Consider the following 26634-nt stretch of genomic DNA (forward strand, 5'->3'; position numbering starts at 1 on the left):
AAAACATGAACATCAAGTATAAGCTGTTTTCTATAACAACAGCATTACTTGTTGCTCTTGCGCTTTTAATTTACGGTATGTTGTATTTTCTATTGCCTAAGTATTATCACAGATATAAGATAGAAGCCCTTCAGGATTCTGTAAAGCAAGCTGTTGCAGCTGCAGAGAATGAGGATATAAGTCGGTTTGAAGAGGATTTGTACAGAATGTCTAAGGAGCAAAATTTAGCAATACTTCTAAGAGACCAAGAAGGTAATATAATTTATGGTAAAAATGAAGTAGTCTTTCTAAAATACAGTAAATATTTAATGAATAGCCTAAACAGCGAGTATAGATTATCTACAGAGGTAAATATTAAAGAGATGGATGAAAGCTGTGTTCTGGATATAATTATGCCTTTACAGCCCATTAATGAGGCAAATAAAGTACTTAGAAATTTAGTTCCATTTACGATATTTGCTGCAATATTGATTGGTATTTTGGGTGCATATATATATTCAAATACAATTACTAAGCCACTTATAGAGATAATTGAAAAAGAGAGACGAGAGGAAGAGAATAGGCGAGAGTTTATTGCAACTATATCTCATGAGCTAAAGACTCCTATAACGATAATAAGTGGGCAGCTTGAAGGTATGATATACAATATTGGTAAATACAAGGATAGAGATAAATATCTGAAGGAATCATATACATCTACTCAAGAGCTTAAAGATCTGGTAAATGAAATGATTGAAATTTCTAAGACAGATATAATGTCTGCATCCTTTAAACCAACAACACTTAGTGTTAAAGAACTTGTAGAGGTTATCCTAAAAAGACAGGAATTTCTTATAGACGAGAAAAATTTAAAGACTAGAGTTGCAATTAGTAGTGATGCAAAAATAAATGCTGATAAAGATAAATTCTCAAAGGCATTGTATAACATCATAAATAATGCTATAAAATATACTCCAGAAGGAGAGAATATAAATATTAGATTTATAGAAAGAGGATTTAGACCTTCTATATTAGAAGTTGAAAATACTGGAATAACAATTTCTGATGAATCTCTTAAAAATATATTTAATCCATTCTTTAGAGTTGAGAAATCAAGATCGAGAAGAACTGGAGGAAGTGGACTAGGTCTTTACTTAACAAGTCAGATTCTTGCTAAGCATGGATTTGAGTACAAAATGACAAACAGAGGAAATGCGGTATTATTCACTATAGAATTTACAAGTAGGGACTCTTAAATCGATACAAAAGGATTGTAGCTAAATAAATGCTACAATCTTTTTTTATTCCTAAGGAAATTATAATAATTTAAAACTGTGGAAAACTTATGTACAATAGTAATATGAATGTATTGAAAAAACAAAAAGATGAAAAAATCATTAAGAAAATATTAAAAAATCACTTTGAAGAATTCAAACTAAAATATTGGAATAAAGTTAGAAGAGAAATGAGGGATCAGATAGAAAATACTGTAATAAAGGCTTTAAATTGTGGAAATATAGAAAAAGGATATATAAAACATAAATGTATAGACTGTGGAGAGGAGTATATTCAAGGGTTCACTTGTAAAAGTAAGTTTTGCACAAAGTGTGGAAGAAAATATTCTATGGAATGGGCAGAAAAACAGGTAGAAAATATTCTTGATGTTTCTCATAGACATGCAGTTTTCACAATTCCAGAGGAGTTAAGAGTCTATTTCTACAGAAAGCGAGAGCTTTTAAAAGATTTACAAGATGCTACATATAAGGTATTAGATAGTTTTCATAAAAAGAAAACAAATGGAGATTATGAATTAGGGGTAATTGCTGTAGTACACACTTTTGGTGGAGATTTAAAATGGAATCCTCACATACATGCCTTATACACCGAAGGTGGAATAGATAGAAATAATAAGTGGTTTAAAAAATTAGATTTCATACCGTATACATATATGAAAAAAGTATGGCGAAAGTTGGTACTAGATATAATAAAAAACAACTTTAGAGATAGAAAAACTAGAAATTTGATAAATAAGTTATATAAGAAAGAATTCTATGTAAATGCAGAAAGACGTTTAACTAATATAAAACAGGCAACTCAATATATAGGTAGATATTTGGCTAGACCAGCTATCGCTGAGTATAGAATAATTAATTACGATGGGAAAAATGTAACTTACTGGTATGAAAACAAAAAACCTAAGGGAAAAAGAGAAATAACTGTAAATGTATTAGAATTTATAGGTAAAATAACCCAACATATTCACCCGAAGGGTTTTAGAGTTGCAAGAAGATACGGTCTATATTCAAGAGTAAAAAATAAATTAAGCATAGAAATATTGAAATTATATAATTTTATGAGACACAGAAATATATCTAAGCTGATAAAAAAGAAGAATACAGTAAAGAAAAATTTTAAAGATAGATTGATAGAATCATTTGGAGTAAATCCTTATATTTGTAAAAAGTGTGGAAAAGACATGATTCTATGGGAAATATGGCATTATAAATATGGATTAATATATAATGTACTAGATAAATCAAATTATAAAAGAATAATCTACGAAGAAATTATAGAAAAAGAAATTTCTTTGAATACAACAACACAAATAGAATTATTTTAAAAGTCTATTAAATAGGCTAGCTTTGCTATACTCAAATATAAATAATAGTGTATAATTAGTGTAATTAAAATTATTAGGAGAAATAGTATGCTAAAAGAATTAGAAGAAATGAGTAAAGGACAAAAGTTATACAATTATGAATGTAAGTCTTGTGGATTTGAAAAAGGAGTACCAGAATTTATATTAGAAGAACTAAGACAAGATGCATTCTTTTCATTGGGAGCGATAGCTTCGCTAAATGAAAAAAATATGCCAGAATTAATTTGTCCTAATTGTGGAGCTAAATTTGAATACAAAAAAACTGACGACCGTTAGGTGTCAGTTAAAGGTACTGTCACAAGAACACCTTTTAAAGGTGTTCTGTGGCAGTATTTTTTATTATTTAACTTTTAACTGGGGTGATTTCTCTAAGTAGACATGTTTGTTTTTTTGTGTTATTATCAATTAGTGTTGTAAATTATATTAAATAATAAAGTATTTTTTAAAATAAGAGAAAGTTTTGAGGAATTTTTATGAGTAAGGTAAAGATTATATTTTTCGACATAGATGGTACTTTGATAGATATGACGAAAAAGGCCATTTCGGATAAGACTGTGGAGACACTTCTTAGATTAAAGGAAAATGGAGTAAAGATTTGTATTGCGACTGGTAGAGCTCCTGGTAGTGTACCTAAGTTTGATGGAGTTGATTTCGATGCGTTTCTAACTTTTAACGGTTCATATTGCTTCAATAGCAGCGATGTTATTCTTAGTACACCAATTCCTAAGGTAGACGTTGAGAGAATGATTGAAAATGCAACTAAAATTAATAGACCTGTGTCTATTGCTGGTAAAGATAGAGTTGTTGCAAATGGAACTGACAAAGATTTATCTGATTATTTCGGTTTTGCTAAGCAGGAAGTTCCTGTAAGCGATGATTTTGATGAGGTTTTAAAAGGCGAAATCTATCAGATGATGATGGGTGGAAGAAAGGACGAGTACGACGATATTTTAAAAGATGTAGAAAATGCTAGAATAACTGCATGGTGGGATAGAGCAGTCGATATAATTCCTGTAAATGGTGGAAAAGGCAAAGGAATCGAGGCTATTTTAGAATACTACGGAATTGATAGATCTGAGTCTATGGCATTTGGAGATGGTGGAAATGACATTGAAATGCTTCAAACTGTTGGAACAGGTGTTGCTATGGGAAATGCGCTTGACCATGTTAAAGAAGTTGCAGACGAGATTTGTGGTACTTCAGCAGATGACGGAATTTATCATTATTGTTTAGAAAATGGCTTAATTTAGGCAAAGTTTGAGATATTTTAGTACATAAATTTGATATTTGAAGATATTTAATATATAATAGAGGTGCTTCGAGTTTGGAGCACCTTTATTTTTTATAAATTTATTTGTATAACAAGGAGGTTCAAGATGTAAGATGATTGAAAAAAGTATAAAAACAGATAGAGGCAGTATATACTATTGGGTTAATGAAAATAATTCTTCTAATGCAATTGTATTTTTACATGGTCTTACAGTTGACCATACCCTTTTTGATATGCAAGTTGAATTTTTTTCTAAAGATTATAAAGTAATAACTATAGATTTACCACTTCATGGGAAATCAATTGGATATAATGATTTTTCAATAGATAATGTAGCTAGTGATTTAGCAAAATTAATTGAAAATGAAGATATTTCAAGATATGCAGTAGTAGGTCAATCTGCTGGAGGATATTTTGCACAACAACTAGCTAATATAGACTCAAAAGCTGCTTGTTTTATAGGTGTTGATACATCTCCACTTGGAAAGGATAATTATAAAAGCTTAGATCTATTTTGGGTTAAGCATTTTAGCTCTTTTGCAAGTTTTTATCCTTATAACTATTATTGTAAAATATCTTCAAAGCAATCATCTGTTACTGATAACGGCAGAAAAAATATGTACAATGCTCTGGTGAAACTTGGTAAGGAAAATATGCTTGTTGCAGCAGATAAAATATACAATTCTTTTGCTACTCATGATAATGTTGAATTAAAATGTCCAGTTCTTTTAGTTTATGGTGATTGTGATAAGGTAGGATATGTTAAAAAATATAATGAATTATGGAATAAAAGTAAAAACTATCCTATTGAAATAATTCCAATTGCAGGACATAATTCCAACTACGATAATTATAGTTATTTTAATGAAATAATAAATAACTTCATTAAAAAAATCATATAATAAATCAAAAAAATTATATAAATCCAATATTGCCTCAACAAAATAAAGGAGGCGATTTTATGACAATGATAAAAGTAAATAATTTAACTTTCTCATATCCAGGAAGTTATCAAAATATATTTGAGGATGTAAGTTTTACAATAGATTCCGATTGGAAATTGGGATTTGTTGGAAGAAATGGTAGAGGAAAGACTACATTTTTAAATATCTTATTAAACAAATTAGAGTATAAAGGAAGTATTTCGTGCGATATGGAGTTTGGATATTTTCCATATCAAGTAGAAGATATTTCAAAAGATACGATAGAAATAGTAGAAGAAATATGCAAAACAGATGAAATCTGGGATATTTACAGAGAATTTTCTATGCTTAGGATAGATGACGATGTTCTGTACAGACCTTTTGAAAGTTTATCGAACGGTGAGCGAACAAAAGTTCTGTTAGCAGCAATGTTTATCTCTGAAAATAAGTTCCTATTATTGGATGAGCCTACAAACCACTTAGATGTAGGTGCTAGGAAGATTATTTCAGAGTATTTAAAATCTAAAAAAGGCTTTATTTTGGTGTCACACGATAGAGAACTTTTGGATAATTGCTGTGATCATATCATTTCTATAAACAAAACGAACATAGAAATTCAAGCAGGGAACTTCACTTCTTGGTGGAATAATAAAATTATGCAGGATAATTTCGAGTTAGCACAGAACGAAAAGCTAAAATCTGAGATAAAAAGGCTCGAAAAATCCGTATATAGAACAAGTGTTTGGTCGTCTAAGGCAGAGAAAGGTAAGAAAATGACTGCCGATATGGACTCAAAACCAGATAGAGGATATGTTGGACACAAGGCTGAAAAGATGATGAAAAGGTCTAAAAGCATTGAAAACAGACAACTTAAAGCAATTGAAGAAAAAAATAAGCTGCTGCACAATATAGAAAAGTATGACGACATTAAGCTCGTATTTGACGGATATAGAACAAATGTTCTGTTAACTGCAGATAAGCTATCTTTTAAATACCCTGGATCAGATAAAAATGTGTTTGAGAATTTGACATTCGATATAAGAAAGGGAGATAGAGTTTGTGTGTCTGGAAAAAATGGATGTGGAAAATCTACTCTTTTAAAAATCTTAATCGGAGAAATAGATTATAAAATAGGAATAGAAAATTCTAATAAAATAGATAAATATAGTATAGAAGGATTTTTATCTATAGGAAGTGGACTTAAGATTTCTTATGTATCTCAGGATACATCATTCTTAAAAGGAAGCTTATCCGAATTTGCTAGAGAGAATGGATTAGATGAATCGCTGTTTAAATCACTACTAAGAAAACTAGATTTTTCGAGAGATTTATTTGAGAATGATATTTCTAGTTTTAGTGAAGGGCTGAAAAAGAAAGTACTAATAGCAAAGAGCTTGTCTGAGAGAGCACATCTATATGTTTGGGATGAGCCACTAAATTATATAGACATATATTCCAGAATTCAGATTGAGGAGCTGCTACTTAGATACGAACCGACTATAATATTTGTCGAACACGATTCTACCTTTGCTGAGAAGATTGCGACAAAATTTGTAAATTTATAAATAGATTGGTAATAAAAAGGCATTTAATTTTGTTAATTAAGTGCTTTTTTTATATATTTTTTTTAGTTTAGGATATATAATAATATTATAAATAATCGTGTTATATTAAAATGAATATTATTTTTAAAACGATTAAATATACAATATTTTAATTCACAGTAATTTACAGAAAAGAGAGTGATTAACCTTGCTGCAAGTTAAAAACATACACAAAGAATACAGAACGGGGCCTTTAGTTCAGAAGGCACTCGACGATGTCAGTCTAAATCTTAGAGATAACGAGTTTGTTTCTATTTTAGGGCCAAGTGGATCTGGAAAGACGACACTTTTAAATATTATAGGTGGTTTGGATAGATACGACGATGGAGATTTAATTATAAACGGAATTTCGACAAGGAAGTACAAAGACAGAGATTGGGATTCCTACAGAAACCACACGATAGGATTTGTATTCCAGAGCTACAATCTAATTCCACATCAGACAATTTTATCAAATGTCGAATTAGCACTTACAATATCTGGGATAACAAAATCTGAAAGGCGTGAAAAATCTATACGGGCTTTGGAAAAAGTTGGGCTTATAGACCATATTCATAAAAAGCCAAATCAGCTTTCAGGTGGGCAGATGCAGAGGGTTGCAATTGCTAGAGCACTTGTAAATGACCCTGACATACTTCTTGCAGATGAGCCAACTGGAGCACTTGATTCAGACACAAGTGTTCAGGTTATGGATTTACTTAAAGAAGTTGCAAAAGATAGATTGGTCGTAATGGTAACGCACAATCCAGAGCTTGCCTACGAATATTCTACAAGAATTGTCACATTAAAAGACGGGAAAATATGTGGAGATACAAACCCATTTATAATAGAAGATAATGGAAATTTAGATGAAGCAGTTCACGAAAATATGGGAAAAACTTCTATGTCGTTCCTTACTTCTCTTTCGCTTAGTTTCAACAACTTAAAGACTAAAAAGGGAAGAACATTTTTAACTGCATTTGCTGGATCCATTGGGATAATTGGGATTGCACTGATATTATCTCTATCAAATGGTGTAAACAATTACATTGCAGATATTGAAGAAAAGACTTTGTCAGAATACCCACTTCAAATTCAAAAGGCAGGGTATGATTTCACATCTATGTTGAGTGGAATGTCTGGGGCTTCTTCTGAATCTAAAGGCAGCAATGAGAAAAAAGATATGAAAGTTGAAAATATGGTAAGCGGAATGTTCTCTACTGTAGGCTCAAATGACTTAAAATCTTTTAAAAAGTTCTTAGACTCAGATAAATCTGGTATAGCAAAACATACAAATGCGGTTGAATATTCTTATGACGTTGTTCCTCAGATTTACAGCACTAACACAGAAAAAGTGAGACAGGTGCATCCAGATAAATCATTCAATTCTATGGGACTTGGCTCTGAAGCATCTTCAAATAGCATGGTTTCTAGTATGATGAGTACGGATATATTCTATCAAATGCCTAGAAACAAGAGCCTTTACAGAGATCAGTATGAGGTAAAAGCTGGAAAATGGCCTACAAAATACAATGAATGTGTGTTAGTTCTTACTCAAAATGGTGGAATTAGCGACTATTATTTATATGCACTTAATCTGAGAGATCCTAAAGAACTCGATGAAATGGTAGATAAATTTGCAAAGGAAGAAGAAGTAATTGTTCCTGAAGGCGAAAAAGGATATTCTTACAAAGATGTTCTTGGAAAAGAATTTAAACTAGTAAATGCAACAGATTACTACGAATACGATTCAAACTACAATGTTTGGAAAGACAAGAGAAACAACGATGAGTATATGAAAAAGCTAGTTAAAGAAGGGGAAACTCTTAAAATAACTGGAATTGTTCAGCCTAAGAAGGAAGCTGGAATGGGAATGCTTATGCCAGCGATATACTACACTCCAGAACTTGAAGACCATGTTATAAAACAGGCATCTGAAAGTCAGATTGTTAAAAAGCAGCTAGCTGACAAGGATACAAACGTATTTACTGGCAAGGGATTTGAAGATACTTCAAAATCTGCTTTTGATATGAAGTCTATGTTTAATGTAGACACTTCAAAATTTGCATCTGCCTTTAGCATAAATCCAAATCGGATTAATGCAGATTTTAGCAATTTAAACAACTTATTTAGCCAGATTAATATGCCTAGTATAAAACCTTCTGATATTATAAATCAGATTAATATAAAAATAACTCCTGAGCAGATAAATAGTTTAATAAAAGACGTTGGAAATGGATATTTAATTTATCTAAAGGAAAACAAAGATATGGACTTTACTAAGTATCAGGGAATTATAGAGTCTTATTTTAAAGATCCTGAACTTGAAAAAATGGTAACTGAGATGGTTGAGGAAGCTATCAAAACAAATGGAGAAATCAAGTTAACTCAGGAACAGATGAACAAGATTTTACAGGCTGCTATTGAAAAGTATAAGAAGTTTATAACTGACAATAATGTGGCAGATGTTATGAAAATAGGAAGATATTTCCTTGAGTATTTGAATACTGCTGATTGCAAGAATATTATCGGAAGTCATTTAGATGCTATTTCAAAGGAAAATAATCTTGAGCAGCAGATATATGCAGTTCTTCAGAAATATATGGGCTCTGCAACAGGTTCTATCTCAGCAACTATTGAAAGAGAAATCACCGCATCTATGAGAAAACTTAGCCAGAGTATGGCAAATGCGTTTAGTTTTGATGCGAGTGTGTTTGCAGATGCGATGAATGTCGATATGTCTGAGGAAGAAATGATGGAAGTTATGACTGCTAGTATGTATCAAGAACAGGATACTTTTGACAATAATATTAAGAAATTAGGTTATGCTGAAATGGACGATCCTTCTATGATTTCTATATATCCTAAGGATTTTGAAGAAAAGGAAAAAGTTATAGATATTTTAGATAAATACAACGAGGATATGGAAAAAGTAGATGAGGACAAGGTGATTTCTTACACTGATATGGTTGGAAGTTTGATGTCTTCTGTTACAAGTATTATAAATTCTATAAGTTATATTTTAGTTGCGTTCGTAGCAATTTCGCTTGTAGTTTCGTCAATTATGATAGGAGTTATCACTTATATAAGTGTGCTTGAGCGTAAGAAAGAGATTGGTGTACTTAGAGCGATAGGTGCTTCTAAGAGAAATATCTCTCAGGTGTTCAATGCTGAAACGTTTATCATTGGGGCACTTGCGGGAATTATAGGTATTGTTGTGAGCTTGATTTTGATTGTACCTATAAATCAGGTGATACACAATGTTACTGGTAAGACTAATATGAATGCGGCTCTTCCTCTTTGGGCAGGGATAGTACTTATAATGATAAGTATTGTGCTTACACTTTTAGGTGGAATAATTCCATCGAGAAAGGCAGCAAAAGAGGATCCGGTTAAAGCATTAAGAAACGAATAAATATATAATGGGAGATGTCGAAAATTTTTTCTTCGGCATCTCCTTTTAGATTTTCTAAGTAAGTATATAATTAATCTCTCCAGGCTTCGAACTTCGCCCTATTTAAGCGTAGCTTTTCAAGCATACGCAAATAAGCTGCGAAGTTCTGCAGATTGTTGAGATTTAATTATATACTTACAAAAAATCTATTCAAAAGGGATGCCTGCAGAAAAATAATTTATGCCACTCCCATTTTTATATTTGCTAAAATGAAACAAGTAAGTAAATTAGCTACTTATTTTTTATTATGTTAACAATAATTATTATCTCATTATACTTATACTATTAGTTGTTTAGTAAGTAGGCTAGTAGTTCGTCTACTGTGTTGACGATTTTGTGTGGGTTTTCGTTTGTTAGTTCTTCTATTGTTCCATATCCGTAAGATACTGCGATACAAGGGATTCCAAATTGTCTGGCTCCTAGGACGTCGTGTTTTTTGTCGCCTACCATTATTATGTTTTCTGTGTTTATAGTTTTTTCTGTTACGATATTATTTACATCGTTATTTGAGCAATTTATTCTTCCAAGTCTTTTTAGTGTTTCTTCAATTACTTCTGCTTTGTCAGTTCTTTTTTCGCTCATTGTAGCTCCGACAACTTCATCGAAATATTGTTCAATTTTGAAGTGTTCTAGTATTTGTTTTACGAATTTTTCTGGTTTTGATGATGATACTGCAAGTGTGTAGTTGTTATCTTTTAGAGTTTTTAGCATTTTTTCTACGTTTGGATATAGCTCGTTTTCAAAGATTCCAACTGTTGTGTATCTTTCTCTGTAGTATGCAACTGCCTGTTCTGCTTCTTCTTTTGAAATGTTTAGGTACTCCATGAACTGAGTTATCAGTGGTGGTCCTATGAAGATTTCTAGTTTTTTTAGGTTGTTTTCTGGGTGTCCCATTTTTTCAAGTGCGTGTTGTACGCATTTTGTGATTCCTATTCCAGATGCTGTTAGTGTGCCATCTAGATCGAATAATATTGTTTTTTCCATATTTTAATACCTCGTTATTTATTTTATGTTTTTATTTATTAAGTATATAAATCCTTTATATTAAAAATGCCCTGTCAACATGAGACTAGGGCTTGATCCGTATGTTTTGATAATAAAATAATATTAATAAAATGTCAATTATTTTATGTGTTTTTAGGTTTATTAATCTAAATATGGGTATTATTTTAGTATTAATATTTTGAAAGGTAGGAGAATAGAGATGTTAGAGTATAGATATGATACGCAGCTTTTGATAGACGGAGAAGGTCTTGATGAGGATGCGATAAATGAGTATTTCGAGAGTAATTTTGATGGTGATTGTTTGTTAGCAGTTGGGGATGAGGATATGATTAAGATTCATTTCCATACTAATGAGCCATGGAAGGTGCTTGAGTATTGTTCGACACTTGGTGAGATTTATGATATTGTTGTTGAGGATATGGATAGACAGGCAAGAGGATTAAGAGGATAATTTTTAAAAAGTAAAAGAGGCTAATACTAAAAATAGTAAAATGGAACCTATAGAATGGACACTTGTAAAAAGGTGTTTCATCTATAGGTTCTTTTTTTGTATAATTTTAATATAGAGGTGAGTAATTTATGAGTAAAAAACAATTTAGTAAAGAAGAAACATTAGAGCTATCAAAAAATCCATTTGTAAAGAATGTAAGCTGTAAATCAATAACATATACAAATGAATTTAAAATACATTTCATAACAGAATACAATAAGGGAAAAAATCCAACACAGATATTTAAAGAAGCAGGTTTTGACACTAACATCATAGGTGCAAAACGTATTAAATGCGCTAGCGAGCGATGGAGAAAGTCATATAAAGAAAATGGTATTTTGGGACTAGATGATTCTAGAGTTAATAATTCTGGAAGACCAAGAAAAAGAAAATTAACAGATAAAGAGATAATAGATAAGAAGGATGCTGAAATAGCATATCTTAAAGCAGAGCTAGAACTAGTAAAAAAGCTAGACTTCGAAGAAAGGCAGGTGATGAATAATAAGCTACCTTCGGTGAAAATATTCAAATTAATTAATGATGTAATAAATAAATATTGTTTAAAAAAAATGATAAAACATCTATGTATTGTTGCAGGAGTATCTAGATCTGGATTTTATAACTATTTAAAAAACAAGAATGTAATAAGCAAACAAGAAGAAAAGGATTTAGAAGCAAAAGAAATAATTCTTAAAGCATATAAGTTCAGAGGATACAAAAAAGGTTCTCGTTCAATAAAAATGATTTTAAAAAGTAAATTTAATATAATATTTAACAGAAAAAAAATTCAAAGAATAATGAAAAAATATGGAATTAAATGTCCTATTCGCGAGTCAAATCCAGCTAAACGTATGGGAAAAGCAAGAAAAGAACATCACACAGTTCCTAATAAATTGAATAGAGAATTTAAACAAGGTATACCAGGAAAAGTACTTTTAACTGATATTACGTATATGCCGTACGGCAATGGGAAAACAGCATATTTATCAACTGTAAAAGATTCTTCTACGAATGAAATTTTATCGTATCATTTATCGAAGAATTTAAAAATGGATATTGTTATTTCAACTATTAACAATCTCATGTTATCAAATTCAGACAAATTACATAAAGATGCATTTATTCATTCTGATCAAGGAGTTCATTATACAAGTACTATTTTTCAGAACTTGTTAAAAAAATATAATTTAGGTCAATCTATGTCTAGAAAAGGTAATTGTTGGGACAATGCTCCGCAGGAGTCATTCTTTGGTCATATGAAAGATGAAATAGATTATAAAAGTTGCAATACATTTGAAGAGTTAAAAAGTTTAATAGATGATTATATGGATTATTATAATAATGATCGTTGTCAGTGGAATTTAAAACAGCTGACTCCTATTCAATATAGAAGTCAGCTGCTTGCTGCTTAAGACTTTTTTATATATGTCCTTGACATAGGGACCATTTTATAGTATAATAGCCTCTTTTTTAATTTTTATTTAATATTTATTTTTAAGGTAATTTTATTTTATAATCTTCAGTCCAATTTATTGGGAATCCAGCTTCTTCAATAATATCTTCTAACGAAATGCTTTTAAAACTTTTAGAATACAATTTAAATGTAAATTCAATTTTGGATATCATTTCTTCATGGCAATCCTTTGGAAGTACTAATTGTAATAGCATAACTAAATCAAAAAGAGAATTTCCTTTAAACTTTACTCTAAAAAATTTTGAAGTTGATTCTTTTGTTGAAATTGGCTTTTTTAATCTATATGAAAATAATATATCATCATGAGCACATACATTTCTAAATAAATTAGATATTTTTATTATATCTTTAAGAATATTTTTTTCAATCGGATAACTATTACCGTATTGCCTTTTTAACCGAATACCAAAATCCTTACATACACTTTCTTTTAATTCATTATCCATTGCATTAAAGAAAAAAGAAACATTACCAAATGTTAAATAATTGATTAAAACCCATAAAGGAATTTCGTGATGTTTATCAATGTAGTGTTTAATTTGAGGTTTTACAGAATTATCTTTTTCTTTATTTATAATTTTTGATAACTCTGCAAGATTATTTAATACATATTTAAAATCTTCTTTTTCGTGTGAATAATTTTTAACTTGTAAATATGAATAATCTTCTCTGAATTTATTTGAAAAATGATATGCACAGATACTTTTTAAAGAATTTTCAAATTGTATTAGATAATACAATAAAATATTTTTTAAATCTCTATCGAACTTATAAAGAGAATAAATCTCTTCTAAAGTACAATTTTCCTTATAAGTTTCTAAATTAGAATTAGATTTTTCTAAAAAAATTTTTTTATATCCATTTATTAAATTATAATAATTAACCCTTCTTAATATATCAATTGCTCTTTCTTCATTTTCAATAATTAAATTCCTGCTTCTTAATATATCAAGTTGCTCCCTATAAGTTTTAAATGGTTTATTAGCCATACAAGTCCTCCCCAAAAAAAAACGCCCCGTCAACGTGAGACTAGGGCTTGATCCTTATGTCTTAATAATAAATGAATATTAACAAAATGTCAATTACTTCATTTAATTTATTACTATATTTTTAGTTCTAATAAAGTGTAGAGGTTATCTAGGTCTGGAGAAGATAAAAATAAATCATTTTCAGCTGCTAATTTTAGTGAATCAGTGTTTCTTTTTAGGTAATCTGATGGATAAACACATTCTATCACATAATCATCGTCGACTTTATACTTCTTCAAGAAAGTAAATGAATGTTTTGGAAGATTCATATCCAATATATCTGTGTTGTGTGTTGTGAAAAATAGCTGTTGATTCTGAGGAAGTCTAGATATCATTATATTAAGAATAGCTTTTTCAACTTCACTATGTACAAACGAAAACTTCTCATCACAATAATAAAATCCACATTTTCCTTCAATTATTTCAGCTAAAAAATTAGCAATTGCAATTCCTGAAGCAGTACCACTTGAAATTATGTTTTTCTTAACTATTTCACCATCTTGTACCAAAATTTTCTTGTTTCCTAGAGAAATTATATACGAGTTTTCAACATCTTCGATTTTTTCCACTCCTTTTATTGAAGGATCTAGAGCTTTTAATACTGTTTCTAAAATTTTAAAGTACTCTTCACTTAAAGGAGCTTGATGGAATTTTTCGTCATTGGCATATATAAAGAACCAACCAAAGAAGCTGACTTTATCAAGTTCTTCAAGATATCCATAATCTGCTGATTCAATTAATTTATCTAGCTTTTTAGCACATATTTCATAATTATCCCTTTTGTTTATATTAACTGATGCAACTTTTATCTTTACGTTATCTTCATTGTATAGATTATCCCCCTCAGGTAATATTCTTGCCAAAAGTCTATATAATTTATTCTCATTAATTATAAAATCTAGAGAAATACTCGCTTCTTTTGAGTTGTCGTTTATACAATCGGTAAGAGCTACAATTTCTTTGCGAGATATAAAGTTAAATGAAGACATGAGAATTCTTCCAAGAGAAGTTTTTCCTGTTGCATTTGCTCCTAAAATTATATTTACTTTTTTGTATCTAAAGTTTGGTCTATCCTGTAGATGCTCTGGGTTAATCAGAGAGTCTACTATTTTTTTAGGGTAAGACATGTTGATGTGAAAGTTATTAAATGCAAAAAAGTTATCTATTTTTAAATCCATTACTATCATGGCTGCACCTCCTTTTATGTATATTATTTCGCATTTTACGAATTAATATACTTTTATGATACGTTTTTTGTAGGAAAATAGCAATGATTATTAGAAATTTTATTTTGAATTTTGAGATTTATAATTTATAATATCAAATTATTCTTATAATACTATTTTCATAATATATAAAGTAAAATATTTCAAAATATTGATTTTAAATTTTTTAAATAGTAACATAAAAATATAATAAACTTTAGGAGGTCATTATGAAAACATATCCAACTTGGCCTAACTTCTACATGGAATTTGCCAACACACTACTAAAATATAAAAATAACCGAAAAGAACTCATAGAAAAAATCAAACGTGTATACTATACAAACAACATATCTCTACCAACACTAGAAAAAGACAGAAACATAATAGATATAGATCCATTCACAGTATTTGGTCTATTCAACAAACAAATTAGCTTACGGAACAGAATCCGTATAATTGAAGGCTTAGCAAAAGAATTCTCAATATCTGTAAAAACTCCAGACTCATTTGGAGGAATTCCTTTCTTAAACAATCTTAGCGCAGTATTTTACAGATTTATAGGGGAGAGAGGGAAGTCGGACATACAAAATCTTTGGAATGTGTTTGAAGCAGCTCTTGAATATGCAGATACTCATTCAGAAAAGAGCAGAGAAGAGTTTACAAATTATTACAATCTTGCATTAACACAAAAGGGAATTAAATGGAATTTGACTATGGGATTATTCTGGATTAGACCTTTTGAATATATAAACTTAGACTCTATAAATCGTTGGTATTTATCAAATCCTAATAATATGCCAGAAGAATTTATAAATAAAGCAAATAATTTTAAATTCGTATTCTCTGGAGAAGACTATTTAAGTTTATGCAGCGATTGTAGAGAAATTTTGGAAAATGGAGATTATAGCTATAATAATTTTCCTGAATTATACAGAGTTGCATTTGCACTAGCTGAGGAAATAAATGTAGAAAAGAAAAGATTAGAAGATGAAGATAGAGAAGAGCATAAATATCCATTAAATGATAATAATCAAGAGTATAATAATCAGTACGTTGTTTCAGAAAACTTAGAAGATAATTATATAGGAAAAAATGTATACACAGAATCTGATTTTCTTGAAGAAGTCTATTTAGACGAAGAAAAATACTATATTCTAAAAAATCTTCTTCTATACAAGAAAAACATCATTCTTCAAGGACCTCCAGGAGTAGGAAAGACCTTTGCAGCTAAAAGACTTGCATACTCAATAATTGGAGAAAAGAACAAAGATAGAGTAATGACTATCCAATTCCACCAAAACTACAGCTACGAGGACTTTATGATGGGTTTTAGACCTAATGAATGTGGGTTTGAGCTTAAAAAAGGACCTTTCTACAACTTTTGTAAAAAAGCAGAACAAGATCCTAATAACGACTATTTCTTTATAATTGATGAAATCAATAGAGGAAATCTAAGCAAAATATTTGGTGAGTTGTTTATGCTTATGGAAAATGATAAAAGAGGAACTGAGATAAAGCTACTTTATTCTGATGAGATGTTTTCAATCCCTAAAAATTTATACATAATTGGAATGATGAACACAGCAGATAGAAGTCTTGCTATTATCGACTATGCTCTAAGAAGAAGGTTTGCTTTCTTTGAATTTGAGCCAGCATTTGACTCTGATGGTTTTAAAAAATATCTTGAAGAAATGAATAGTGATAAGCTATACAAACTTATAGAAACGATTAAAAAGCTTAATACTGACATTAAAAATGATGACTCTCTTGGAAAGGATTTTTGTATAGGACATAGTTTCTTCTGCTTTGATGATGATATTGACGATTACTTATTAAAATCTGTTGTGGACTATGAGATAATCCCTCTATTAAATGAATATTGGTTTGATGAGAGTGATAAGGTTGAAGAGTGGAGCTATTTACTTCATGAAGCGATAAAATAATATAATTACTGGTGAAATAAAATGATAAAAATACAAAATATATATTACATGTTAGCCTATGCATTTCAAATTCTAAAAAGTGATGCCTACTCATTTTGTGAAACCGAAGAATTTGAAAATGCAGCAGATTTATTAGCAGCTATTCTTGAAAATGGAATTTTTATTCAGATAAAGAAACGAGGATTAAAAAGAGATTATATAGAATCCAGAGAAGTTTCTAATTATATAAAAGGTAAAATTGATGTTTCAGAATCTATTAAGAAGCAAACAATTATAAATCATCAATTAATTTGTAATTTCGATAATTTTTCATTAGATTGCTATGCAAATAGGATTTTAAAAACAACTATTCAATTGCTTATAAAATCGGATATTAAGTCACATAGGAAAAAGTCTTTGAGAAATCTTTTATTGTATTTTAAGGATGTTCGAAGTTTAGATATTAAGATCGTTAAAAGAATAAACTGGAATATGAAGTTTAACAAGAATAATCAAAGCTATCAGATGCTTATTTCTATATGCTATCTAGTTCTCAATGGACTTATTCAAACAACTACAGAAGGCTCTACAAAGCTTTTAAACTTCCTTGACGAGCAGAGTATGAGTAGGCTTTATGAAAAGTTTATTCTTGAATATTATAAAAAGCATTATCCCGAGTTAAAACCTTCTGCATCTTATATAAATTGGGCTTTAGATGATGGGATGGATAACTTGCTTCCTATTATGAAAACAGATATAACTTTGACTTATGGTAACAATGTTTTGATTATAGATGCTAAGTATTATAGTCATACAACACAAGTAAGGTTTGATAAGAATACTATTCATTCTCATAATTTGTACCAGATTTTTACTTATGTGAAGAACAAGGCTTGTCGCGGAAAGAATGTGTCTGGTATGCTTTTGTATGCTAGGACTGATGAGTTGATTCAACCTGAGAGCAGCTATGTTATGAGTGGGAATAGGATAGATGTTAGAACTTTGGATCTTGATTGTGATTTTGACGTGATTAGAAGGCAGTTGGATGGGATAATAGAGGAGTTTTTTAATAATAGAGGTGATTTGAGTGTCTAAAGATGAGAATAAAGAACAAGCTAAGTACAATACTACAACAGAGCTTGCTATGGAGGAAGCAAGGAAAATAATAAACGGAGAAATAGAAGCAAAGTCGTATGAATCAATAAATGAAATATTAGATGAAATTGACATGGAAGAATAAAATATTTAAATGGAAAAGGGGCAGACATATTAAATTTAGTAGTATGACTGCCCCTAATATTTTATTATTAAAACAGTTTTTATTGGATCTGCAAACTTACTATTGATAATAAATTAATATATATTTAAAAAATTCTTAAAAGAATATCTTATAATCATATAAATTACTATAAAAAATCCTTTTAATAGACTATATTGCTTTTATTATTTTAAAAGACTATAATCAAAATACAGATAGTTAATATTTAAACAATATATTTAATATCTATCTAAAATAAACCTTTTTAGGAGGTAATTTATGTCATTTATAATTTCTGATACACTAGATTATTATTCTAAACACACCAAAGGAATAGCCTTTATTCCTACTCCCACAGGAAGTGGGAAATCTTTTGAAGCTGCTATATTCGCTATGCTCAAAGCCATCAATAGTGGAAGAACACTAGTCTTTACAACTCCAAGAATAAAAAATAAAAATGAATTTGTTGAAAATCTTTTTGAGAGGATAGATAACTTTTTTAGAGAAGATAAAGAAAATCGGAATAGAGTAAAAAGTAAAATTCTTGTATTAGATCCTAATACTGTATCTCGGACAAATAATTTATCTCAGGTAAAAAAAGATATTTTAAATATTTTAAAATATAATGATGATTTAAAAAAATCTTTTTCAAATCTTGAATATTATATTTTAATGAAACAAGATAAAAAAAATCCTACAGATTCATTTCCAGAAGAAGACTTTAGAGAAGCAGAACGCTCTTTTAGACATAATCTTTCAAAAACATTTAATGAAAGATATAAAAAAGAAGTTGTTGGCAAAGATATTAGCCCATATGAATTTATGATGAGTAGTGATGAGTGGAGATTTATTTCTAAATTATATCCAGCATCTCTTTGCTCTGCAAAACAGATTTTTATAATGACAAGCTCTAAGTTTCTCGTTAAAAACGATCCTATTATTTCTGAAAAATATTATTTCTTTAATAATAAAGATTTTATGAGAAATGCAATTATCATAATCGATGAAGTTGATTTTGTAAAAAGAGAAATCTTAGATAATATCTTTTCTAAAAATCTTGTAAAAGATATCGCTGAAATTTTTAAAAGTATATTTAATGCACTTTATCATGAAGAAGAAATGGATTTTAAAGATATTGATGAATATAAAATTAAGATAAATAAACTTTCCTTTGATTGCAAAGAAATAAAAGAAAAATATTTTAAAAACAAATGGGCAATTAAATTTTATAAGAAGAATAAAGATAAAGAAGGGATTATAGAGGAAGCGCAATTTATAGATAAGATTATGAATTATACGAGTGCAGAATCTTATTATGATACAAATAAAAGTTATGTTTATATACCTTATTGTAAAGCTCTAGAAACTATTAATCCGGATATTCAATCCAATATTATAATTTCTAAAAATGATTTGAATAGCCTTGCTGATTTTGAGTTTTTAGATTTAAATACCATGATAAATGATATATCGCACTACATCAACTCAGCTTTCTTTGAATTCTCTTCTATAGCAAAAGTATACAAAGAAAGAAGAAAACACAGAAAGAAAATAGAGCTATCTGATAGTGATAGTATTTCCTCTGTATTAAAGAAGTTAAACTTTTCAAAAGACAGTTCTTTAAATTTTGTAGACTATATATTAGATATAGTAGAAAATAAAAATTTCAATAAAGAACTATCTTCCAATTCAACATTTCTATATTCTGTTTATGATAGAGGGTTCTCTATAGTAAATATTCTACAGGAAGAAAAATTTGGTGGAGATTGCAGCTTAAATAATTATGAAATGAAATATACTCCAGAGCTTATGCTTGCTGATTGGACCTCAAAAGCTCTGATTATAGGTATGTCTGCAACAGCTGAACATCCTGGAATTTCTAATTTTAATTGGAATTATATATCAAAAAAACTCGAATCATATAATAAAGAAGATATAAAAATACACGAAATTCCAGAAGATATAATGAAATCTCTTAAAAATGATTACTATAATAAAACAAGAGGTTATTCTGTCGATATAAACACTGGTATTCCTAGAGAAATCAAAACTATAGCAAAGTCTATAAAAGTTGATTGTAAAAATACTTGTGTTAATGTAGCTAAAGATTTAGCAATTCTTTTTACAGGAGAATTGAACCCTAGTAGAGCTAAAATTGATTTTATCAATCAAAGTACTAATTATCATTTTGGTAATATAGCATCACTAGAATCTAGATTGAAATTAAAAAAATCCAAAAAAACATCAATTTCAGATCCTGTATTTGAATACACTCGTTTGAAAAAGATTTGGATTTTTATAAAAAATATTTTAGAACTTTATAAAAGCAATGCTTGTAACAAAGCTGCCATCTCAAATGGGATAATTATGACCAATAAAGGAATTGATTTGGATGGTAATGAGATTTTCTCTCTTTCAAATATAAAAATGGGTACCATTTGTATCTATGCTAATGTTTTTGATGTTAGTTTTGAAGAAGCTAAAAAAGCTGCTGATAATATGTTTGTTGTTATCAACTCTGGAGATTTGAATAATGAGAATCAAGATAAAATCAAATTTATTAAAGATAAATTTAAAAGGAATGAACCTATATTTATGTTTACCACTTACGGAAGTGTTAGTAGAGGAAATAATTTAAAGGTTAATATCGGTAAAAATGAGCTTAGACAAAGAATCTCTAATAATTACCTATATCTTATAAACGATTGGACTAATAATGGTTATGTAGATTGGGATAGTATTTATATAGAAAAACCAGCATATATCATCCCTAAATTAAGCGATAATTATTATGACAACAATGATAGAAGTAGTACTTCAAAAGCAACTATAAATACAAGGTTACGTACTTTTCTTATGATAGAAGAATTGCTTTATAGGAAAGAAATCGATAAATCTCAAAAGAATATACTTTTAAAAGAAGTATTTAATTCTTTCCAATCTCAAAATCCATCATCTGAAGAATATAAAAATCTTTATAGTACTCCTTCTGTTTTAGCAGAATACACCACAACCATTTATCAGACAATCGGAAGAATAAGTAGAACTAATGTTAAAAAGCCATGTTCCGCTATTTTTTATGATTATGATATTGTAAATTATGTTGATTTTGATTCATCAGTTAAACCTAGTGTTAAGGAAAAGTTGAATATTCCTATAATAAGCAAAGAGTTTAAACGGTTTATAGAAGATGTTAAAAAAGAAAAAGACATCTTATATAACGCATCAAAGGAAAATAGCTATAAATCTTTTGAAGAAAAAAATAGATTCATTTATGAAGTATTATCAAATATTTTAGATAGAGGTCGCAGCGATGATGGATGGTGTAAAGATTTACAAATTCTTTGGGAAACTATAAGAAATATTGTTTTAAAATATCCAGTTATATCAAAAGAAAAGTTGGAGGAGTTAAGTTCTAGCTTCAATAAGATGCCATACGCTATTTATATGAATCTTAAGCTTGAAGATCTTTATCTTAACTTGAAGAGAGGAAGAGGTAATCCAACTAATAAACCTTTTATATATTATTATGCACCTGGTTTATATATATCTAATGATAATAATAATGTATATTCTTTAAACGATTTTAAGGATGTTCTAGTTGCTAAGAGATTAGATTATCAGCCATCTAAACTTTTTAAGTATGAGGTTTCTCTTGAAGATTCTAGGCTGAGTAAATTGCTTAGAAACGACATAGTATACAATCATTGGATAAAAAACGGATTTAGCATAAATTGGAAAATTAATAAATCTGAAAAATACTATGGTATGATTTCGCCTATAGTTTTTAACAATATTTACAAAGGAGCTTTAGGTGAAGAGGTTGTTAAAGCTCTCTTTATTGAAAATGGTATACCTATTTCAAATATAGAAGGTCCTAAAATCTATGAGAAATTTGACTTTGTAATAAATGAAAATGAAAAGACAATTTATATAGATGTTAAAAACTTTAGTGAAACAAGTATGCATAAAGATTTTGCTAATGAAGGTTTATCAGAGAAGTTAAATAAAAAGATAAACTCTTTAAAACCAGATTGTGTTGCTATAATAAATCTAATTGATGAATTCGGTGAAAGAGAATTTCTAGATAAGTTTTGTGGAGAAGATAATTCTACAAAGTTAATAACTTGTCCAGGTATTTTTTATATAAATATTTTCAATAATTTAAAAATAAACTTGGACGGCGATAAGAAAGATATCTTTACTAAAATCAAAGAAATTATTTATGAATAAATTTAGAAAGAAGATGATAAAATGAGTAAAAATAAATCTATTTTTTCAAATCCGTATTTTAAGAATAATGATTATTGTACAACTTTATTATGTTCAAATGAAATTAATTTCAATCTATTAAATATTAAAGAGTTTAATAATAAATATAAAATTTATAGAATTCAATACTCTCGTATTGCAGATAATGATGAAAGAAAGTATTATTACAAAAATATTATACCTAAGATTTCCTCAAAGCTATTCAAAAATAAAGATATAGTATCAATAGCATTTGATAATAGGTTATCTGTTTATGTTTTACTGGAATCTAATACTAATTTTGATTGGGATAAACTTTTTGATGAAATAGATTCATCTGATAAAAACTCTAATAAATTTAGTTATAAGAAGATTTCAATTGATTTATCTGATATAGATGTAAAAGATAAAATGCAGTATTTAGATAGAAAAAGAGAAGCATCTTGTAAACAAAATAAAAGCATTTCAGCAGCTGAAAAAGATAGTAGAGGGAAGCTAGATATCGTATATAGACTTTTATTTAATGCACTTGCAAAATCTAGAACAGAAACTACAATTCTTGATGGGCAACTGTATATTTATATCTATCTAAAAAATGAACGTGACTTAGATGTAATTAGAACTTTAAACGTTTCTGTTAAGGATGAGCTTTTAAAATTTAAAGTGGTTACATTCAGCCTATTTGATAGGAGTAAACCTTTTTTAATTGAAAAATATAAGAATAAACAAAAGTACTTTGTTAGATTAGGTCAACACGATACTATCAAGATAGAGCCTTGTTTTAATTGGTCGGAAACTGATGAGGACGTTTATGTTATGGCATCAGATAAAAAGGCTACTGTTAACTTTGATAATTTAAAACTAGATCATCCAGATGAAACAACAAAAATAGATATTTTAATAAATCTAATTGATGATTTTAATAGGGAATATGAAGGTATTGTTAAGTTAGATTTTATGGATAGAGAAGCTATGTATCAAAGAATAGAAGCTGCGACATCTAAAAAAACTCATAATAAACTCAATAAAGACCATAAAATTTTAAATAAGGTCAATGTTTTTTTATCAGATTCTATTGATGAAAATAGCGATAGGTTAGAAAAATTTTTAGAAATTTTATATGATTATAATTCAGAATTAGATATAAGTATTTCTAATAAAGTTGATATATCTTGTCCTAATATATGTATTATACATGATGCAGAATATTACTCTAAAAACAAACTTCCAGACATAAAGAATTCTTTTGCAAAAGATCTTTTACATCAATGTATTACTATAGAAGCCCTAGAAAAGAAAGATGTAAATAAGAATAGAACTTATACTTATCTTAATGCTATCTTAAGAAAATGTCTTAGCGAGCTATTAATAAAAAGAGAAGTTTATAACAGGTTTATTGATAATTGGAAGTTTGGAGCATGTAAGTTCTATCTTGGACTTAAAATAACTAAGGATAACAATTCTGATAAAAAAGAATATGAATCTATTCACTGTATGATGAATATAGATGCAGCTGGTAATTTTTCTATTACAGAAGATAAAAAGGAGATAGGTGAGAGATATACAAATTATTTAGCAACTTTAAAAGATGCAGGAAATATTTGTCTTGTTGAAAAGGATGGTAATTTAAATGAGATAGAGCATACAGAGTATCTTGTAATGCCTAAAAAAGAAAAAATTGATTCTTTAATCTCAGAGTCTATGAGCGATGGAATTAAATATAAGCATAAAACTAATAAATATTTTAAAGAAAAAAATTACTATCCATATGTTGATAAAATAGTTTTTATTATAAATGACTATTTTTATTATACTATAGGGTACCCTAGAGGAGATGTAAATACTACTGTATTTAATTTAAATAATTCTTATAGAATAAATCCTCTTCCTGATGGAAACGGTGATGATTCTGAAATAATTTTAGATATCTTAGGAATGCTTAAAAACTATCACATTAGAGGAAATAATACAGAAAGTGTTAGACCTTATCCTTTCAAGCATATTCTGGAATACCTAAGAATGAAACATCCTGACATAAAAGAAAAAATTCGCTTCTAAAGAAACTTTTTTAGCAGCTGCTGACTTCCATGTTATATCCATGTTATAATAGAACCATACAACTATAACTTGGAGGTCATAATGAATAACGAAATAATTTGTTACTGCTCAAATACAACAAGAGCTGACATCATAAAAGCATTAGATAATGGAGCGAAAACTCTTAAAGACATACAAAGTACTACAGGGGCATGCACAAAAGGGCTATGCAAAGAAATGAATCCAAAAGGGCTTTGATGTTCAAAAGACATAATGCAAGTTATTGCAGATTACAACGACATTAACAAGAAAAAAGTTTATAAAAAATTAAACCTTACAATTTAATTCCAAAATCAATGATTTAAAAATAGAGTAGAGCGACCTATAAAATGGTTGCTCTACTCTATTTTCTTCATCTATAAACAAAATATTATAAATCCACATAAAAAATGCCTGGTCTTTACTCATCAATCTGTAAAGATCCAGGCTATTTTCGATTACAATTTTCCGTATACATTTATTTTTCCTCTTCATTTCTCGGATTAAACCGATTATTTAATAAAAATATAACAAGTATAATATCCTAAAAAACAAATTAAACAGCTTTAGCCATTAAATACATTGCTGGGAATATTATAAGAGCTGAACATATAACTTTTGCTGATAATGCTAACATTTTAGTACCTCCTTATGAATCAAATCTAATTTCTTATTTCATCTTATATATATTATAACAAGTACTTTCAAAAAACGCAAGATTGTTTTTTGTAAATTTCATTTTTTGAATATTTAATAAAAAGATAAAATTGTTTAGATACTGTATACAACCTGTTTACCATTTGAAGTTAAAATAATCTATATAAACGTTTAAATTTAAAGCTTTACATAGATTTAACAAAAATTATAATTCATCATAAATTCACAAATATATTCTAAAAAATCTCTTTTGAAACCTTTTATGGCATTTGTCAGAATATATCAGTTTTTTGAATAATCATTTCAAAACGATTTATTTAGTGAAAGATGGGATTCATTTCTTGTCAATTTTTGAAAGTGCTTTGCAAAATATCCCATAATTTTATAACTTTCAAACAATTAAGAAATTAATTTTCAAATAGAATTATGGTAAACTTTATAATTGTTTTTATATATGTTATAAGTACATTAAATATAATTAAAAATTTCAAAATAATAAAAAGGAGTTCGTTTATTTTTATAGAAATAGAAATATAGTAATAAATTTCTAACAAGGGGGAGTTTTATATGAGAAAAAATTTTGGTTCTAATCCTTTTATGTATCCTATGCCAGTACTTATAATAGGAAGTTATAATGAAGATGGTACAGCAAACGCAATGAATGCTGCTTGGGGCGGTATTTCAGCTCAGAATAAGATAACTATATGTGTTAGTCCTGGACATAAGACAATGGAGAATATAAAGGCTAAGAAGGCATTTACAGTTAGTATGGCAGATGCAGATCATGTAGTTGAAGCTGATTTTGTAGGTGTTGTTTCTGGAAATAATGTAAACAACAAACTTGATAAAGCAGGACTTCATACTTACAAGAGTGAGCTTGTAGATGCACCTATAATAGAAGAGTTCCCATTTACTTTAGAGTGTAAGCTTATAAGCTATGACGACGATTCTAAGCTTTTATTTGGCGAAATAGTCAATGTATCTGCTGATGAAAAAATCATAGATGAAAATGGTAAGGTTGATTTAGCTAAATTCAGACCGATTACATTTGATCCTGTAGGACATGGATATCATGTAGTTGGTGAAAAAGTTGGAAATGCATTTTCTGATGGAAATAAGCTAAAATAGATGTATGCAAACTAAAATATATTCATAATACAAAAAGGAGCTGTCTTATTGATAGCTCTTTTAAATTACACAAAAAATAAATCAAGGCCCTTAATTAGGACCTTGATCATCAAAACACAAAAATTAAAAAGAAAAAAGCAAGCAAAATGAAAAAACTTGGCTTTTGTCTAACTTCATTATAACATTGAAATGTTTAAATCTCAATAAGAATATCAAGATAACATATTGAAAAATATATCCTAAAAAGAGGGGCTTTTCTATGATGCATA

General features: G+C 28.7%; 19 protein-coding genes. 16 read left to right on the top strand and 3 right to left on the bottom strand.

The genetic code is table 11. The features are described from left to right. Nucleotides 1-5 precede the first annotated feature (5 nt). The 7 genes from KGNDJEFE_RS05090 (at nucleotide 6) to KGNDJEFE_RS05120 (ending at nucleotide 9829) form a co-directional block, all read left to right on the top strand. Nucleotides 6-1235, top strand: a complete 1230-nt coding sequence (locus tag KGNDJEFE_RS05090; protein ID WP_242649209.1) for a sensor histidine kinase — start codon at nucleotides 6-8, stop codon at nucleotides 1233-1235. Nucleotides 1236-1339: 104 nt separating this feature from the next. Further along, nucleotides 1340-2599, top strand: coding sequence for an IS91 family transposase (locus tag KGNDJEFE_RS05095; RefSeq protein WP_170239654.1), 1260 nt, complete (start codon nucleotides 1340-1342; stop codon nucleotides 2597-2599). A gap of 87 nt (nucleotides 2600-2686) precedes the next feature. Further along, nucleotides 2687-2914, top strand: coding sequence for a hypothetical protein (locus tag KGNDJEFE_RS05100; protein WP_118549764.1), 228 nt, complete (start codon nucleotides 2687-2689; stop codon nucleotides 2912-2914). A 197-nt stretch (nucleotides 2915-3111) separates the two neighbouring features. Continuing rightward, entirely contained in the window at nucleotides 3112-3888 is a 777-nt protein-coding gene (locus KGNDJEFE_RS05105; protein ID WP_006439441.1) for a Cof-type HAD-IIB family hydrolase, read from the top strand. Nucleotides 3889-4021: 133 nt separating this feature from the next. Beyond that, nucleotides 4022-4810 carry an alpha/beta hydrolase gene (locus KGNDJEFE_RS05110; RefSeq protein ID WP_006439442.1) on the top strand — a complete coding sequence of 263 codons (789 nt, stop codon included), beginning with the start codon at nucleotides 4022-4024 and terminating at the stop codon, nucleotides 4808-4810. 59 nt (nucleotides 4811-4869) lie between these two features. After that, complete coding sequence (gene abc-f / locus KGNDJEFE_RS05115) at nucleotides 4870-6396, top strand: ribosomal protection-like ABC-F family protein (protein ID WP_040410252.1); 1527 nt, start codon at nucleotides 4870-4872, stop codon at nucleotides 6394-6396. A 187-nt stretch (nucleotides 6397-6583) separates the two neighbouring features. After that, a complete protein-coding gene (locus KGNDJEFE_RS05120; protein WP_006439444.1) occupies nucleotides 6584-9829 on the top strand; it encodes an ABC transporter ATP-binding protein/permease in 3246 nt (1081 codons plus the stop codon). Between the two features lie 324 nt (nucleotides 9830-10153). Here KGNDJEFE_RS05120 and KGNDJEFE_RS05125 read toward each other — a convergent pair whose 3' ends face one another. Beyond that, entirely contained in the window at nucleotides 10154-10852 is a 699-nt protein-coding gene (locus KGNDJEFE_RS05125) for an HAD hydrolase-like protein (RefSeq protein ID WP_006439445.1), read from the bottom strand. 220 nt (nucleotides 10853-11072) lie between these two features. On the opposite strand from KGNDJEFE_RS05125, the gene KGNDJEFE_RS05130 reads away from it, so the two are divergent. Continuing rightward, nucleotides 11073-11324, top strand: a complete 252-nt coding sequence (locus KGNDJEFE_RS05130; protein ID WP_006439446.1) for a fatty acid kinase subunit FakA-related protein — start codon at nucleotides 11073-11075, stop codon at nucleotides 11322-11324. Nucleotides 11325-11452: 128 nt separating this feature from the next. Further along, nucleotides 11453-12775 carry an IS3 family transposase gene (locus tag KGNDJEFE_RS05135; RefSeq protein WP_148881763.1) on the top strand — a complete coding sequence of 441 codons (1323 nt, stop codon included), beginning with the start codon at nucleotides 11453-11455 and terminating at the stop codon, nucleotides 12773-12775. An 82-nt stretch (nucleotides 12776-12857) separates the two neighbouring features. On the opposite strand, the gene KGNDJEFE_RS05140 is transcribed toward KGNDJEFE_RS05135, so the two are convergent. Together KGNDJEFE_RS05140 and KGNDJEFE_RS05145 are read right to left on the bottom strand one after the other, a co-directional pair. Further along, nucleotides 12858-13826, bottom strand: a complete 969-nt coding sequence (locus KGNDJEFE_RS05140; RefSeq protein ID WP_006439447.1) for an Abi family protein — start codon at nucleotides 13824-13826, stop codon at nucleotides 12858-12860. A gap of 113 nt (nucleotides 13827-13939) precedes the next feature. Beyond that, the gene (locus KGNDJEFE_RS05145; protein ID WP_006439448.1) at nucleotides 13940-15052 is read right to left on the bottom strand and encodes an AAA family ATPase; all 1113 of its coding nucleotides are present in this window, start codon (nucleotides 15050-15052) and stop codon (nucleotides 13940-13942) included. A gap of 248 nt (nucleotides 15053-15300) precedes the next feature. Between KGNDJEFE_RS05145 and KGNDJEFE_RS05150 the strand changes: the two genes are divergently transcribed. The 7 genes from KGNDJEFE_RS05150 (at nucleotide 15301) to KGNDJEFE_RS05175 (ending at nucleotide 26365) form a co-directional block, all read left to right on the top strand. Next, nucleotides 15301-17016 carry an AAA family ATPase gene (locus KGNDJEFE_RS05150; RefSeq protein ID WP_006439449.1) on the top strand — a complete coding sequence of 572 codons (1716 nt, stop codon included), beginning with the start codon at nucleotides 15301-15303 and terminating at the stop codon, nucleotides 17014-17016. Between the two features lie 21 nt (nucleotides 17017-17037). Continuing rightward, nucleotides 17038-18090: a 5-methylcytosine-specific restriction endonuclease system specificity protein McrC gene (gene mcrC, locus KGNDJEFE_RS05155; protein ID WP_006439450.1), complete on the top strand. Its 1053-nt coding sequence runs from the start codon at nucleotides 17038-17040 to the stop codon at nucleotides 18088-18090. Continuing rightward, nucleotides 18083-18235 carry a hypothetical protein gene (locus tag KGNDJEFE_RS11725; protein WP_006439451.1) on the top strand — a complete coding sequence of 51 codons (153 nt, stop codon included), beginning with the start codon at nucleotides 18083-18085 and terminating at the stop codon, nucleotides 18233-18235. Before mcrC ends, KGNDJEFE_RS11725 begins: the two co-directional genes overlap by 8 nt. A gap of 297 nt (nucleotides 18236-18532) precedes the next feature. Beyond that, nucleotides 18533-22486 carry a hypothetical protein gene (locus tag KGNDJEFE_RS05160; RefSeq protein ID WP_006439452.1) on the top strand — a complete coding sequence of 1318 codons (3954 nt, stop codon included), beginning with the start codon at nucleotides 18533-18535 and terminating at the stop codon, nucleotides 22484-22486. A gap of 21 nt (nucleotides 22487-22507) precedes the next feature. After that, the gene (locus KGNDJEFE_RS05165) at nucleotides 22508-24562 is read left to right on the top strand and encodes a hypothetical protein (protein WP_006439453.1); all 2055 of its coding nucleotides are present in this window, start codon (nucleotides 22508-22510) and stop codon (nucleotides 24560-24562) included. Between the two features lie 69 nt (nucleotides 24563-24631). Beyond that, nucleotides 24632-24886, top strand: a complete 255-nt coding sequence (locus KGNDJEFE_RS11895) for a (2Fe-2S)-binding protein (protein WP_240162629.1) — start codon at nucleotides 24632-24634, stop codon at nucleotides 24884-24886. Between the two features lie 918 nt (nucleotides 24887-25804). Beyond that, nucleotides 25805-26365: a flavin reductase family protein gene (locus tag KGNDJEFE_RS05175; RefSeq protein ID WP_006439455.1), complete on the top strand. Its 561-nt coding sequence runs from the start codon at nucleotides 25805-25807 to the stop codon at nucleotides 26363-26365. Nucleotides 26366-26634 lie beyond the last annotated feature (269 nt).

Origin of the sequence: Peptacetobacter hiranonis, assembly GCF_008151785.1 — a bacterium.
In the GTDB taxonomy this organism is placed as follows: domain Bacteria; phylum Bacillota; class Clostridia; order Peptostreptococcales; family Peptostreptococcaceae; genus Peptacetobacter; species Peptacetobacter hiranonis.

Excerpts from the sequence above, each read along its gene's own strand:
- KGNDJEFE_RS05095 (WP_170239654.1), top strand. The coding sequence starts at position 1,340 with ATGAATGTATTGAAAAAACAAAAAGATGAAAAAATCATTAAGAAAATA.
- abc-f (WP_040410252.1), top strand. The coding sequence starts at position 4,870 with ATGACAATGATAAAAGTAAATAATTTAACTTTCTCATATCCAGGAAGT.
- KGNDJEFE_RS05100 (WP_118549764.1), top strand. The coding sequence starts at position 2,687 with ATGCTAAAAGAATTAGAAGAAATGAGTAAAGGACAAAAGTTATACAAT.
- KGNDJEFE_RS05135 (WP_148881763.1), top strand. The coding sequence starts at position 11,453 with ATGAGTAAAAAACAATTTAGTAAAGAAGAAACATTAGAGCTATCAAAA.
- KGNDJEFE_RS05175 (WP_006439455.1), top strand. The coding sequence starts at position 25,805 with ATGAGAAAAAATTTTGGTTCTAATCCTTTTATGTATCCTATGCCAGTA.
- KGNDJEFE_RS05130 (WP_006439446.1), top strand. The coding sequence starts at position 11,073 with ATGTTAGAGTATAGATATGATACGCAGCTTTTGATAGACGGAGAAGGT.
- KGNDJEFE_RS05105 (WP_006439441.1), top strand. The coding sequence starts at position 3,112 with ATGAGTAAGGTAAAGATTATATTTTTCGACATAGATGGTACTTTGATA.
- KGNDJEFE_RS05150 (WP_006439449.1), top strand. The coding sequence starts at position 15,301 with ATGAAAACATATCCAACTTGGCCTAACTTCTACATGGAATTTGCCAAC.
- KGNDJEFE_RS05140 (WP_006439447.1), bottom strand. The coding sequence starts at position 13,826 with ATGGCTAATAAACCATTTAAAACTTATAGGGAGCAACTTGATATATTA.
- KGNDJEFE_RS05125 (WP_006439445.1), bottom strand. The coding sequence starts at position 10,852 with ATGGAAAAAACAATATTATTCGATCTAGATGGCACACTAACAGCATCT.
- KGNDJEFE_RS05090 (WP_242649209.1), top strand. The coding sequence starts at position 6 with ATGAACATCAAGTATAAGCTGTTTTCTATAACAACAGCATTACTTGTT.
- KGNDJEFE_RS05145 (WP_006439448.1), bottom strand. The coding sequence starts at position 15,052 with ATGATAGTAATGGATTTAAAAATAGATAACTTTTTTGCATTTAATAAC.
- KGNDJEFE_RS05165 (WP_006439453.1), top strand. The coding sequence starts at position 22,508 with ATGAGTAAAAATAAATCTATTTTTTCAAATCCGTATTTTAAGAATAAT.
- KGNDJEFE_RS05160 (WP_006439452.1), top strand. The coding sequence starts at position 18,533 with ATGTCATTTATAATTTCTGATACACTAGATTATTATTCTAAACACACC.
- mcrC (WP_006439450.1), top strand. The coding sequence starts at position 17,038 with ATGATAAAAATACAAAATATATATTACATGTTAGCCTATGCATTTCAA.
- KGNDJEFE_RS05110 (WP_006439442.1), top strand. The coding sequence starts at position 4,022 with ATGATTGAAAAAAGTATAAAAACAGATAGAGGCAGTATATACTATTGG.